This window comes from Acidimicrobiales bacterium, assembly GCA_035294085.1.
Taxonomy (GTDB): domain Bacteria; phylum Actinomycetota; class Acidimicrobiia; order Acidimicrobiales; family Bog-793; genus DATGLP01.
Genome location: DATGLP010000015.1, coordinates 40,656 through 53,837, shown reverse-complemented (window position 1 = coordinate 53,837; position 13,182 = coordinate 40,656). Strand labels below are relative to the sequence as shown.

The window sequence follows — 13,182 nt, the reverse complement described above, 5'->3', positions numbered from 1 at the left end:
CGCGCTAGGAGGCCCTGATGACGACGGTGCGCGTGTCGGTCATGTCGGCGACGGCGTAGCGCGGTCCCTCGAGGCCGTAGCCGCTGTCCTTCACCCCCCCGTAGGGCATGAGGTCGGCGTGGTAGCTCGAGGTGTCGTTCACGAGGACGCCGCCGACGCGCAGCGCGCGCACGGCGCGCAGCGCGCCGTCGAGGCTGCGCGTGAACACGCCGGCCTGGAGACCGTAGGCGGTGGCGTTGGCGACCGAGATCGCCTCGTCGAGGTCGGCGACCCGGTGGAGCGCGACGACGGGGGCGAAGATCTCGTCGCGCATGATCCGGCACTCGAGCGGGACGTCTCCGAGCAGCGTCGGCTCGAGGACGGGCCCCGAGCGGGTGCCGCCGGCGAGGAGGCGAGCGCCGGCCGCGACGGCCTCGTCGACCCAGCCGAGGGCACGTGCCGCCTCCTCCTCGGCGATCATCGGCCCGACGTCGGTGCCCTCGAGGTGCGGGTCGCCGACGCGCAGGGCCTTGACCCGCCGGGCGAGCTCGTCCTCGAGGTCGCGCGCGACCGCCTCCTCGACGAGGACTCGCTGGACCGAGGTGCACACCTGTCCGGCCTTGCGGTAGCCGCCGCGCACGACGAGCTGGGCGGCGAGGTCGAGGTCGGCGTCCGCGCAGACGATGGTCGCGCTGTTGGCGCCCAGCTCGAGCTGGGTCTTCGCGATCCCGGAACGCTGCTTGACGAGCAGGCCGACGCGCGTCGAGCCGGTGAAGCTGAAGTACCGGACGCGTCGGTCGGGGACGAGGCGCTCGCCGACGATCGACCCCGGTCCGCACACGAGCCCGAGGTGGCCCGGCGGGAGGCCGGCGTCGCACAGGGCGCGGCAGAGGTGGATGGCCGACAGCGGCGTCGCGCTCGCCGGCTTCAGCACGACGGCGTTCCCCGCGGCGAGCGCCGGCCCGACCTTGTGGGCCACGGTGCTGAGCGGGGCGTTGAACGGCGAGATGGCGACGACGACGCCGACGGGGACCCGCAGCGTGAACGAGAGGCGGCCCTCCCCGCCGGGGGCCCCTGCGATCGGGACGACCTCGCCGGCGATCCGTCGCGCCTCCTCCGCGCACAGGCGGAGGATCTCGCGGGTCCGGGCGAGCTCGGTCTCGGCGTCGCGTACGGTGAAGCCGGTCTCGTCGACGTAGCGGCCGACGACCTCCTCGGCGCGCGACGCGAGGAGACCGGCCGCCGCCTCGAGGACCTCGGCGCGCCGGCGTGGTGGGAGCGGCTCGCCCTCCGCCACCCGCCACGCCGCGTCGAGCGCGGCGTCCACGTGCTCGGCGCTCGCGCACGCGACGGTGGCGACGGGGCGGCGCCAGTACTTGTCGAGGACCGGCGACTCCGGCCCGTCCTCGAGCCAGCGGCCGTCGACGAGGACGCCGCTCAGGCGCTTGGCGTCCGCCAGCTCGGGGTGTCCCATCAGGCGCCCCGCCGGGCGTCGAGCGCGCGGGCCTCCTGGATGAGGCGCACGTTCTCCACGGCGAGCTCCCCGGCCTCCCCGATCGACTCGCCGCCCGCCACGGCGCGCTGGAAGTCCTCGACCTCGAGGCGGAAGGCGTCGTCCTCGGGGTAGTGCTGCGCGTCGCCGAAGGAGGTGTCGAGGACGGCCGCCCCCTCGAAGCTCCGCTCGGCTCGCAGGTAGCCGAGCGTGCCGTAGAGCTCGATCCTCGCGCCGGGGCTCTCGAGCGCCGTCGAGGTGTCCACGACGCAGGAACCACCGCCGGCCAGCCGCAGCAGCAACGTGGCGGTGTCGTCGGTGTCGAGGCCGAAGCGGGGGTTGCCGAACCAGGCGCCCGCGAGCTCGGCCGGCCCGAGGATCCACAGGACGAGGTCGAGCAGGTGCGTGCCGACGTCGTTGATCGCCCAGCCGCCGCTGCGCTCCGGGCTGCGTCGCCAGGCCGGCGGCTCGTGGGGGTAGGCGGAGAAGGCGTGGAAGCGCGCCGCGCCGACCGTGCCGAGCCGGCCCTCCGCGACGTAGCGGCGGAGGGCCTGGTGCACCGAGCGGAACCGGTGGTGGTAGCCGACCCGCAGGACGCGCCCGTTGCGGCGCGCCGCGTCGACGACGAGCTCGGCGTCCTTCGCGCGCGTGGCGAGCGGCTTCTCGACGAGGACGTGCTTGCCGGCCTCGAGGAGGCGGATCGCCTGGGCGGCGTGCAGGTCGTTCGGCGTGGCGACCCACACGGCGTCGACGGCGTCGTCCGCGGCGAGCTCCTCGAGGTCGCGGTAGGCACGTTCGGCGCCGTGGCGATCCCTGAACGCGGTCGAGCCGTCCGCGCCCGACCCCGCCGCGCCGCGCAGCACCGCCCCGGGCGTGCGCCGCAGCGCAGGCGCGAAGAGCGCGTCCGCCCACCCGGTCGTGCCGACGAGCGCCCACCTCAGGCCGTCCATGCGAACCTCCCCGACACGTCGCAACCTCCCGGACCGGCCGAGCGCTCGCACCCGGCCGCGCCGTGACCACGCGCTGCCCGGCGGGCACCGAGGGAGATGCTCCCCGGCGGTCGCGCCGGCGTCAACACGCAGCGCCAGCAGAGACCGGCGCCGTCGCGCCCGCTGCTTGACGGCTACCGGCGAGTGTCGCATACTCGTGTGGGGTGCGCAAGCGAGTGCGCTAGACGCAACAGGCGAGACGCAGCAGGAGGACAGCGGCTCGGCGCGACGCTCGCACCCGAAGATCTCGGCGGGTGCTCGCCGGAGTGCGGGTCGGAGGGGGGCTCGGTCATGGTTCGCATGCGCGGCTCGGAGATGATCGCCGAGTACCTCCAGCGCGAGGGCGTCCGCCACGTCTTCGCGCTCTGCGGGCACGGGAACGTCGGCCTCCTCGACGCCCTCCTCGACGCTCGCGACCGCCTCAGCGTCGTCTCCGTCCACCACGAGGCGGCAGCGGGCTTCATGGCCGACGCCTACTTCCGGGTCGCGCGCCGGCCGGCCGTCACGCTCACCTCGTGCGGCCCGGGCTCGGCGAACCTCGTCATCGCGCTCGCGGGCGCGCTCTTCGACTCGTCGGCCTTCCTCGCCATCACCGGCAACATCCCGACGACGCAGTTCAACCGGGGAGCCTTCCAGGAGACGGGGCGCTACTTCCAGGCGGACTTCCCGAGCGTCGTCCGTCCCTACGTGAAGCGCAGCTTCCAGGCGACGCGGCCCGAGCAGCTCCCGCTCATGCTGCGCCAGGCCTTCTCGACGATGCTCACCGGCCGGCCCGGCCCGGCGAACCTCGACGTGCCGCTCGACGTGTTCGTGGAGGAGGCGGAGGTCGAGCTCCCCGAGCCCTCCGCGTGGCGCCGCGGGATCTCGTCGCGCGTCGGCGTCGCACCCGAGGACCTCGAGACCGTCGTCGAGCTGCTCGTGACCGCCGAGCGCCCCCTCGCCATCGCCGGCCACGGCGTCGAGGTCGCCGGAGCGGCTGCGGCCCTCGTCGAGGTGTCGAGGCTGCTCGGCCTGCCGGTCGCCTGGAGCCCCTCGGCGAAGGGTTGCTTCGATCCCGCCAGCGAGCTCGCGGTCGGCGAGGTCGGCCGCAACGGCGGCCTCCCCGCGAACAGGGCGGCGAGCACCGCCGACGTCATCTTGGCGGTGGGGACCCGCTTCGACGACCGGGCGGCGAGCTCGTGGATCCCCGGCTACACCTACCGGATCCCTCCCACGAAGCTCATCCACGTCGACATCGACCCGCAGGAGCTCGGCCGCAACTACCCGGTGGAGCTCGGCATCGTCGCCGACGCGCGAGCGTTCCTCCGCGCCCTCGCCGTGGCGCTCGCCGGGCGTGCCGACCTCGGGGCCGCCGACGCGCGGCGCGCCTGGCGGTCGCAGATCGCCTCGTGGCGTCGTGACTGGGAGCGCACCGGCGCGGAGCACGCGCGCTCGGAGGCGACGCCCATCCGGCCCGAGCGGCTGCTGCACGACCTGCGCCGGGTGCTCCCGGCCGACGGGATCCTCGTGTCCGACGTCGGCGTGCACCACAACTGGATCGTCCAGGCGTGGCAGGCGCCCCGCCCCGCGTCGCTCCTGCAGAGCTGGGGATTCGGTGCGATGGGGTTCGGGGTCGCCGGCGTGCTCGGCGCCAAGCTGGCCGCCCCGGACCGGCCGGTCGCCGCTGTCGTCGGCGACGGTGGCTTCCTCATGCTGCCCGGTGCCGTCGCGACCGCCGTCGAGTACGGGATCCCGGTCACCTGGGTGGTGTGGAACAACGGCGGCTACATCTCGATTCGGGACATCCAGCGCGGCTACTTCGGGCCGAGCCGAGAGTTCGCGACGAGCTTCGCGCGAGAGGACGGCCAGCCCTACTCCGCTGACTACGCGGCGATGGCGCGGGCCATGGGGGCCGAGGGGCTCGCCGTCGAGAAGCCAGGCGAGCTCGCCGAGGCGCTCGCGGCGGCGATCGAGTCGGGCCGGCCATCGGTCGTGAGCGTCGTCGTGGACCCCGAGGCGTCCCCGCTGGCGACGGGCTCGTGGGCGCTGCCGCCGCTCCCGCACCCCCAGCCGAGCTCGCGCCGTGACGACGTCGTGCCGCCCGGGCGCACCGACAGGACGCGGCCGTGACCGATCTCGGCCCACGGGTCACCGGGACGGGGCTCTCCGAGCTGGCCGCACCGGTCCCGGCCCCGGCTGCACCTGCGTCGGCCGGGGCGTGGGCGCGTCCGCTCAGCCAGGACGAGCGCGTCCGGGCGCTCCGGGTCACGAACGCGGCCTCCCGGACCGGCTGCTACGCGCTCCTCGGCGCGCTCATCGTGGCCGGCGCCGTCGCCTTCCCGCAGTTCCTCACCGTCGCCAACCTCGACAACATCGTGAGCCAGGCGACGCCCGTCGCCCTGCTCGCGCTCGGCCAGACGTTCGCGCTCATCGCCGGGGAGATCGACCTCTCGGTCGGCTCGATCGTCTCGCTCACCTCGGTGATCCTCGCCAACCTCATGGCCTCGCAGAACTCGATGATCCTGCCGATCGTCGCGCTCGCCGTCGCGATCGGCGTCGGCGTCGGGGTCGTGAACGCGGCCCTCGTCGTGCTCGCCCGCATCCCCTCGTTCATCGTCACGCTCGCCATGATGCTGATCCTCGAGGGGGCGAACCTGCTGTGGACGTCCGGCGGCCCGGCGAGCAACCTGGCACCGGGCTTCGCCGGCTTCGCCGTCCGCTCCTTCGGCGGGATCCCCATCGGCCTGCCCGTCCTGCTCGTCGCGACGCTCGGCACGCGCCTGCTGCTCCGGCGCAGTGCGAGCGGGCGGGAGCTCTACCTCGTCGGCGGCAACCGGCGTGCCGCGATCGCGGCAGGCGTGCGGACGGGGCGGGTTCTCGTCTGGGCCTTCGCGCTCTCGGCCCTCGGCGCGGTGCTCGGCGGGATCTTCGAGACCTCCTACGAGGGGTCGGGGCAGAGCTTCCTCGGCTCGGGCATGGAGCTGAGCGCCATCGCCGCGGCGGTGATCGGCGGCACGAGCCTGTTCGGCGGCAGGGGGGAGGCGTCGAACGCACTCGGGGGCGCGCTCGTGCTCGGCGTGATCTTCGACCTCCTGACGATGTCGGGGGTGCCCGTCGGCTACGAGTCCGTCGCCACGGGCGCCATCCTCGTGCTCGGGCTGATGTTCCACGCCCGCCTCGAGCGAGGGAGCGGCCGCGTCGCGGCGCGACTCGTCGTGCTCGCGGATCGCCTGGGAGGCCGCCGGCCTCGGCGGAAGCGGCCCGAGCTGCTGGGGCCGCACACGGCGGATCCGGCGGCGCGCGAGGTCTGCTCCGAGCCCAGCCGGAGCGGTGACGGAGGAGAAAGGGGGGTGCTGCTTGGAGGTGAGGAGCCGCTGAACGCCTTCGGGCGCTGAACGACAAGTCGACCAGCCGCGCCTCGGCCTGCGGCGCGAGCCGCAGTCCGGAGCGCAGCGGGGATGGAGAGAAAGGAAACGTGTGATGCGCAGCGAGGTCAAGCACCGGCTGCCGAGATCGAGCAGCCGGGTTCTCGGGAGGGCCGCCGTCGCGGCGGCCGCCGCGTTGCTCACGGTCGCCGCGGCGGCAGGGACGGCGGCCGCGGGGGCGCCGTCGAGCGGGGGGCGCGACACCTTCGTGTTCAAGCCGCCGAAGCTGCCGACGCCGCCGTTCAAGGGCGTGATGGTGAACACGACGAAGTTCAAGAAGAAGCCGCCGTTCAAGATCGGCTACGCGGACGCGTCGCTCTCGAACTCCTGGCGCATCATGGCGAAGGCCGAGGTTGAGTACGGCATCGCGCTCACGCACGGCAAGGCGAAGCTCGTGTACACGAACGCCAACGACTCGATCAGCCAGCAGATCAGCGACATCGAGAACCTGCTCGCCCAGCACGTCGACGCCATCATCCTGGCGGCGACCGACACCTCCGCCCTGTGCCCGTCCATCGCGAAGGCCGAGCGCGAGGGGGTGCCGGTCCTCATCGAGGAGCGCGCCGTCAGCTGCTCGAACTACACGGAGTTCCTGAACGACGGCGACAACAACAACGGGCTGCTGCAGGGTGCCTGGGTCGCGGAGCGGCTGCACGGGCACGGGAACGTGGTCATCATCGGCGGGCAGCCGGGCAACGGTGCGACGGTGCAGGAGGTCGACGGCATCAAGTCGATCCTGGCCCACTACCCGGGCATCAAGGTGCTCACGACCCAGTACGCCAACTACCAGCCGGCCGTCTGCGAGCAGGAGATGCGGGCGATCCTGACGCGCTACCCGTCGATCCAGGCGGTCGCCTCGATCAGCGGGAACCAGGGGGTCGGCTGCTACGACGCCGTGAAGCAGGCCGGACGGGTCTCGCAGATCAAGGCGTGGACCGGGGACGACGCGAACGGCTGGATGAAGATCGTCGCTGAGACGCACATCCCGTCGATCATCACGCCGATCCCCGTCGACGTCGGGATGTACGCGGTGCTCCAGGCGGTGAAGATCCTCGAGGGCAAGCCGGTCCCGAAGGACTTCATCGTGCCGAAGCCGAACATCACCGCGTCGAACATCTCCCACTACGTCGGCCTGAAGGAGTCGGACAACGCGTGGTGGGCGGGGCCCATGCCGTGCAGGTTCAACCCCTACTGCAAGTCGTAGGGAGTGCGGGCGGCCCGACGGCGATCTCCCCCACGCCGGTGGCCAGAGGCGCCGGCGCCGGAGCAGCGCTCCGGCGTCGGGGCCTCCCGGCCCGCCGGGAGCGGTGCCCCTGACGCGAGGAGCTGCGATGCCTGACGGTCCATCACCCGAGGACGAGGTCCCGGCGCTGGAGCTGCGCGAGGTCTCGAAGTCCTTCCCGGGCGTCCAGGCGCTGCGCGGCGTCTCGCTGCAGTGCCGACGGGGCGAGGTGCACGCCCTCATCGGTGAGAACGGCGCCGGCAAGAGCACGATCGTGAACCTCGTCACCGGGATGCTCCAGCCCGACGCCGGCAGCGTGCTCGTGGACGGCCGGCCGATCTCGGGGCTGGGCACCTCCGAGGTGCTGAAGCGGCACGTGGGCGCCGTCTACCAGGAGCTCACGGTCCTCGACAACCTCACCGTGGCGGACAACGCCTTCCTCGGCAGGGAGCCGCGGGGGCGCATCGGCCTCATCGACCGGCGTGAGCTGCTCCGGGCCACGCGCGCATCGCTCGGGCGCGTCGGCCTCGACGGCGCGCTCGCCGGGACGGGGGTGGCTCGCCTGTCGGTCGCGGAGCGCCAGCTCCTCGAGTTCGCGCGGGTGCTGAGCCGCGAGGTCAGCGTGCTCCTGATGGACGAGCCCACGTCGGCGCTCAGCCACCGGGAGAGCGAGGTGCTCTTCGGAGTGGTCCGGGCCCTCAAGGCGGAGGGCCTCGCCATCTTGTACATCTCGCACCGCCTCGAGGAGGTCCTCGCCCTCGCGGACCGCATCACCGTCATCCGCGACGGCCGCGTCGTCGCGCAGGTGTCGCCGGGGGAGACCGAGGAGCGCTCCCTCGTACGGCTCATGGTCGGGCGCGACGCGAGGGCGGGTGGTCGTTCGCAGGAGGCCCGCCGCGCCGGCGAGACCGTGCTCGAGGTCGAGGGCCTGAGCGGTCACAGCTTCAGCGACGTCTCGCTCCAGCTCAAGGGCGGGGAGATCGTCTGCCTCGCCGGACAGCGCGGCTCGGGCGCGACGGCCGTCGCCGAGACGATCGCCGGGTTGCGCCGTCCGATCGCCGGCCGGGTCGCCTGCGCGGGGAGGCGGATCGACGATCGCGGCCCGCAGGCGGCGGTGCGCGCCGGCGTCGCCTTCGCCCCGGAGGATCGCAAGCGGGACGGCCTCGTGCTCGTGCGCTCGGCGCGTGAGAACGTCGCTGCGTGCGTGCTCCGTTCGTCCCGGCGGGGCCCGCTCGTGTCGCGACGGCGGATCGCGGAGCGCACCGAGGAGGCTGCCCGACGGGTGGCGCTCGCGCCGCAGCTGCTCGACCGGCAGTGCTCGATGCTGAGCGGGGGCCAGCAGCAGAAGGTCCTCCTCGCCCGCTGCCTCGCGTCGACGCCTCGGGTGCTCATCGCCGCGGAGCCGACCCGCGGCGTCGACGTCGCGGCCCGCGAGGAGATCTACGGCGTGCTCCGCCAGCTCGCTTCCGACGGCATGGCGATCCTCGTCGTGTCGTCGGACACTCGCGAGATCGTCGAGCTGTGCGACTCGGCGATCGTCATGGTGCACGGGCGCATCGTGGAGCGGCTCGACGGGGAGCGCGTGACCCGCCAGGAGCTGCTGCGCGCGATGACGAGCAGCGCCCCCCGCACGGCGGCAGTTCCGCCCCTCGAGGGCGCGGCGGCGGTCGGCGGGCCCACCCGCCCGCTCGGGGGCGTCGCCGCTGCGTTGCGGGCAGCGCTCCGAGCCGTGCACCGGCCCGGCACCTCGATCGCCAGGTTCGCGACCTCGAGCGCGGGTGTCCCGCTGCTCGCCCTCGCCGCGATGTGCGTCGCGCTGGCGTCGCGTACGTCGTTCTTCGGGACGGCCACGAACTTCGAGGACATCGGCCGTCAGGTCGTGATCCTCGGTCTGCTCGGCCTCGGTGAGCTCGTCGTGATCCTCACCGCGGGGATCGACCTCAGCATCGGCGCCACGCTGACGCTCACCAACCTCGTCACCGCCCAGCTCCTCGTCGACCACGACCTCGGGCTCGCCGTCGCCGCGTTCGTCGGGATCGGCCTGCTGACCGGGCTCGTGAACGCGGGTCTCGTGCTCGCGGGGCTGCCCTCGTTCCTCGTCACCTACGCGGTGGCGCTCGTCGTGAACGGCCTCGCGCTCATCTGGTACCCGCAGAGCGTCGGGCCGATCCCGCGCACGTACTGGCAGATCGCGTCGTCGAGCATCGGTCCTGTCCCGGTGGCGACGATCGTGCTCGCCGCCCTCCTCCTCCTCGCTGGTCTCTTCCTCTACCGGAGCCCGTTCGGCAAGCACCTGTTCGCGTTCGGCCGCGATCCGCACGCGGCGCGTGCGAACGGCATCCGGAGCGGGCCGTTGCTCGTGTTCGCGTACGCGCTGAGCGGTCTCATGGCAGGCCTCGCCGGCTTCTACCTCACCTCGCGCCTCGGCAGCGGCGCGCCCAACTCGGGGTCGGGGCTCGCGTTCCAGGCGATCTCGGCCGTCATCCTCGGCGGGGCGAGCTTCTTCGGCGGCTACGTCAGCCTCGGTGGCCTGACCGCTGCGGTGCTGGTCCTCACCGTCATGGTGAACGGCTTCGACCTGCTCAACTTCAACCCCTTCGCCGAGAACATCATGACCGGCCTCGCGCTCTTGCTCATCGTCGGGGTCGCCGGGGTCGTGCGCCGTCCACGGCACGGGGACCGGCTCGTCTGACCGCTGCGCCCCCCACGGCGCGGCGCAGCCCCGGGTAGCCGCCGGTCGAGCCGGCGGACTCCCCGGGGCCGCTACCCGTGCGCTGGGGCCGTCCGCCGGCCTCGCGACCGGCGGCTCGGCGGGCCACCATCCGCCAGCCCCGCGGCGCCGCCATCGCGCCGAAGCGCTCCGCACGGTGCCGCGCACCACGCACCGTAGGGACGGGGCACCGGGGGGCGAGCCCTGCGGACCGTGCCTTGCGGCCGGCCCACCGCGCTCCGCTTCTCCCGAGCGCCGCGAACCCTACGCCGTGAAGCATCCGGCAGCGAGAAGCTCCCGTCAAGGTTCTTGGCAGAGATCCCGAGGTTCTCGACAGGAGACCGAGGCGATCCCCGGCTTGTCCCCAGCACGGAGCCCGCTGGTCCACAGCGAGGCGCGAGCCAGCGGCTCAGCCCGAGACGGAGGGGCCGGCGCGCCGCACGTGGAGGCGGAGCAGGACGCGCCGCTCGCGCACCATTGCGGCCCGGTACTCGTCCCAGTTCGGGTGCTCGCCGGCGGCTCGGCGGTAGTAGTCGATGAGGCCGTTCATGGCCGCCGGTAGCGAGACGATCTCGACCTCGCCTTCGACCTGGACCCACGGTCCGAAGAAGGCGTCGGTGAACACGCACAGCGCGGCGCGCGGGTCGGCGCGCAGGTGCCGCGTCTTCATCGCGGTCTCGCGCGTGCTGATCAGGACGACGCCGTGCTCGTCGACGGCGGCAGTTACCGGCGACAGCTGCGGGTGGCCGTCGGCGCGAGTCGTCGCGAGCACCGCACGGTGGTTCGCGCCGATGAAGGCGACGGCCTCGCCGATGTCCACGACGGAAACGTACCAGGGAGGTACAAACCGACGCCCGGAGGCCACCTGCCTTCGGTCCACGGCTCGCGGCATCGTGGCCGACTCTGGTGGGATCTGGCCATCGGGTCCGTCAAGGCGCTGACGAATCCTCGGCCGGTGGCACGAGCAGTTCGTGTCCACGCGGATATCGAGCAAGACGAGGGCGGCGTGTCGCGTGCCAGCCTTCCCCCCGCGATCCCGACACACGGTTGTGCGGCTTGCAGGGCTTCCGGACGGTAGTTGAGCTCCCACTCGTCGCCGCCACTTGGGAAAACGGCGCCAGGCGGGACATTCAGAGCTCAGACAGCAAGAGTTCGCTGACGAGCGCAGAGGCTGCGGCAGCCAACCTCGCTTGGTCCTGGGTCGCCGTACTCGCCCGTGGGCGACCATGGCTGGACCCGGCCTCGTTGCGGTAGCGGTTGACTGCGCAGGCAAGGATGGACAGGGCCCGCTCGACGCTCTCTCATGCGTCTCCGACGAGGGCGCCCAGGTCGCTCGGGTTGGGCGCGGCGAGGCCGAGGACGGTGTACGCCTGGTGGAGAGTCGTCTGGAAGTTTCCGTGAGCGGGGTAGCTGCCGACCCTCTCGACCAGCACGTGCCGGGCGGTCGCCTCCGTCAGTTCCTTCGCCGCCCCGATCCGCAGGGCGGCGTCGTCACCGGCGGATCGAGCGCGCTTCACAAGGGCTCGGAGCGCGTCCGTCATCTGGCTGCCGTTCAGCCCCTCCATCGACTTGGGATTGACCACTCCATCGGCCGTGAGATCGAAGCCGAGGGTCGACAGAGCACGTTGCAGGGCCTGGACGGCGACAGCCCCGGCGTAGTTGTCGTCGCCCGGCCTGAACGACCCCGCCGCTCGCAACGCCGAGATTGGCGATCCCACAAGGCGTTCGCCGGCTTCTTCGTCGTTGCTCGTGGCGTACAGGAGGACGGCCCGGACCCGCTTCATCTTGCCGGCCACGGCATCAGTCCTCCGGGGATCGACGTGTGCGAGTCCAGCTCGCGCGATCAGCCGGTCCAGTTCGTCATGGGACGGTCCGCGACGCTCGGCAAAGAACTGCGCGATTGCCAGGGCAACTTCGTCGGACAGCATGATCGGATTCTCTCACCGTGACGCCGAGGGGCTTTCGGATCAGTGCTGGTCGAGAGGGTGGCCCATACGGGCCACCCTCTCGCATCACCTGACGTCGGGGTCAGTCCGATCCGGGGTCCTCCAGCTGGTCCCAGAGTTCCCTGAGCGCTGCGCGGACCTCCTCGACGAGACCGTCCACGTGGCGGCTGCCCTCGGAGATCTTGTTCGTCGCCGACGTGAAGCACGCACGCGCCGCCTGGTGCTTGGCGAGCGCCTTTCGGGCCCGCTGGAGCGCCGCCTCGGCCCGTGCCGCGTCGAAGGTCTCCGACCGCCCGGCGAGCTCGCGCCGGGTGACCCAGCGGGCCCAGCAGTATGCGAGCTGCAGGGCCGCGTCGTCGGGGTCGTCCTTGTCGTAGACGAGCACTGCCCGGTTCCCCCACCACACAAACGGCATCGTGGTGGGAGCCAGGTCCTGACGGCTGAAGACCCCGAGTGAGGCGACGGCGTCGTGATTGGCGGCGCCCCGCTCGAGCTCCTCGATCACCTTCGAGTGGCTCAGCTTGCGGTCCTTGCACTCTACGACGAAGCGCGCGTCGTTGCCGGCGGTGTCGTCGGGGTTGACAGTGACCAGCAGGTCGCCGGCCTTCGTGCCCGCCGCGCCGGTCCGCGTCCCGACACGCTCGACGACGTCGCCGTGGACGGCCCCTATCCGGGTGAGCCCCTCTTCGACCAGGTCCTCGAAGGAGAACCCCTTCACCGCCGTCCGCTCTTCGGCCACCGCCCGGGCGTTCTTTACCGCGAGAGCAGTCGTTAGCTCCCCGATGTCGCTCCGCAGGTCGCGGAAGTGCTCGTGCACCGCCTCCAAGATCTCCCGCCGCGTCTTGGACAGAGGCGCGTCCTCGGAGTCGGGGTCGAACGTTTTGCGGACCTCGTCGTGGAGCTGTTGCACTGCCGCCCGAAGGACGGCGTCGAACTTCGATACGGCGCTCTTCTTCGAGTCCTCGTTGAACGTTTCGTCGAGGATGGCTCCGATGCCGTCCTTAAGCTCGCGGAAGGTCCTGGGAAGGGCTCCGGTCTCCTCATCGAGCAGCTTGGCGCCGACGTCGGTGATCTTCGTGACCGCCGCGTCGAGCGAGGAATCGAACCTGCGGGTCATCCCGTCGAAGCGGCGTTCGACCACGTGGCTCTCGAAGTCCGTCTTGGCCACCAAGGTGGCTGCCGCCCCGACCCGCAGGAAGGTGCGGACGGCCCTTTCGGGATCGTCCGCCTCCCCGACCACCCGCACCACAGTCGGGTCATCCTCCAGCAGGTTGATGTGCACACCGTGCTCATCGACCTCGACGGGCCGCGGGACGTCACTGGCGTTGAGCTGTACGACCATCGCACACGCTCCTTCCTGCCCATACAGGGCAATCAGGCCGGTGCCGACGGTAGGATGAGGTTGCTACATTCACCGCTACCGCGGTGCCGGCTTTGGCT

At 72.3% G+C, this 13,182-nt stretch carries 9 protein-coding genes; 4 read left to right on the top strand and 5 right to left on the bottom strand.

Going from position 1 to position 13,182, the window contains the following annotated elements; genetic code table 11:
• Positions 1 to 4: 4 nt before the first annotated feature.
• Together VKV23_05705 and VKV23_05700 are read right to left on the bottom strand one after the other, a co-directional pair.
• Positions 5 to 1,453, bottom strand: a complete 1,449-nt coding sequence (locus VKV23_05705; protein ID HLI15530.1) for an aldehyde dehydrogenase family protein — start codon at positions 1,451 to 1,453, stop codon at positions 5 to 7.
• Entirely contained in the window at positions 1,453 to 2,421 is a 969-nt protein-coding gene (locus tag VKV23_05700) for a Gfo/Idh/MocA family oxidoreductase (GenBank protein ID HLI15529.1), read from the bottom strand. The genes VKV23_05705 and VKV23_05700 overlap by 1 nt, the downstream gene beginning before the upstream one ends.
• A gap of 330 nt (positions 2,422 to 2,751) precedes the next feature.
• On the opposite strand from VKV23_05700, the gene VKV23_05695 reads away from it, so the two are divergent.
• The 4 genes from VKV23_05695 to VKV23_05680 all read left to right on the top strand — a co-directional run bounded on the left by VKV23_05695 (position 2,752) and on the right by VKV23_05680 (position 9,778).
• Positions 2,752 to 4,569, top strand: coding sequence for a thiamine pyrophosphate-binding protein (locus VKV23_05695; protein HLI15528.1), 1,818 nt, complete (start codon positions 2,752 to 2,754; stop codon positions 4,567 to 4,569).
• Positions 4,566 to 5,834, top strand: a complete 1,269-nt coding sequence (locus VKV23_05690; GenBank protein ID HLI15527.1) for an ABC transporter permease — start codon at positions 4,566 to 4,568, stop codon at positions 5,832 to 5,834. Before VKV23_05695 ends, VKV23_05690 begins: the two co-directional genes overlap by 4 nt.
• A gap of 85 nt (positions 5,835 to 5,919) precedes the next feature.
• A complete protein-coding gene (locus VKV23_05685; protein HLI15526.1) occupies positions 5,920 to 7,068 on the top strand; it encodes a substrate-binding domain-containing protein in 1,149 nt (382 codons plus the stop codon).
• A 127-nt stretch (positions 7,069 to 7,195) separates the two neighbouring features.
• Positions 7,196 to 9,778 carry an ATP-binding cassette domain-containing protein gene (locus tag VKV23_05680; protein ID HLI15525.1) on the top strand — a complete coding sequence of 861 codons (2,583 nt, stop codon included), beginning with the start codon at positions 7,196 to 7,198 and terminating at the stop codon, positions 9,776 to 9,778.
• 427 nt (positions 9,779 to 10,205) lie between these two features.
• Here the strand turns inward: VKV23_05680 and VKV23_05675 are convergent, their stop codons facing one another.
• From VKV23_05675 to VKV23_05665, 3 genes are all read right to left on the bottom strand, one after another.
• Positions 10,206 to 10,616 (bottom strand): PPOX class F420-dependent oxidoreductase, encoded by a 411-nt coding sequence (locus tag VKV23_05675; GenBank protein HLI15524.1) that lies wholly within the window; start codon positions 10,614 to 10,616, stop codon positions 10,206 to 10,208.
• Between the two features lie 481 nt (positions 10,617 to 11,097).
• Entirely contained in the window at positions 11,098 to 11,724 is a 627-nt protein-coding gene (locus tag VKV23_05670; protein HLI15523.1) for a hypothetical protein, read from the bottom strand.
• A 100-nt stretch (positions 11,725 to 11,824) separates the two neighbouring features.
• Entirely contained in the window at positions 11,825 to 13,084 is a 1,260-nt protein-coding gene (locus VKV23_05665; protein HLI15522.1) for a hypothetical protein, read from the bottom strand.
• Between the last annotated feature and the right edge of the window lie 98 nt (positions 13,085 to 13,182).

Bases quoted from the DNA above. Each gene is read 5' to 3' on its own strand.
- VKV23_05705 (HLI15530.1), bottom strand. From the start codon at position 1,453: ATGGGACACCCCGAGCTGGCGGACGCCAAGCGCCTGAGCGGCGTCCTC.
- VKV23_05700 (HLI15529.1), bottom strand. From the start codon at position 2,421: ATGGACGGCCTGAGGTGGGCGCTCGTCGGCACGACCGGGTGGGCGGAC.
- VKV23_05695 (HLI15528.1), top strand. From the start codon at position 2,752: ATGGTTCGCATGCGCGGCTCGGAGATGATCGCCGAGTACCTCCAGCGC.
- VKV23_05685 (HLI15526.1), top strand. From the start codon at position 5,920: ATGCGCAGCGAGGTCAAGCACCGGCTGCCGAGATCGAGCAGCCGGGTT.
- VKV23_05680 (HLI15525.1), top strand. From the start codon at position 7,196: ATGCCTGACGGTCCATCACCCGAGGACGAGGTCCCGGCGCTGGAGCTG.
- VKV23_05670 (HLI15523.1), bottom strand. From the start codon at position 11,724: ATGCTGTCCGACGAAGTTGCCCTGGCAATCGCGCAGTTCTTTGCCGAG.
- VKV23_05665 (HLI15522.1), bottom strand. From the start codon at position 13,084: ATGGTCGTACAGCTCAACGCCAGTGACGTCCCGCGGCCCGTCGAGGTC.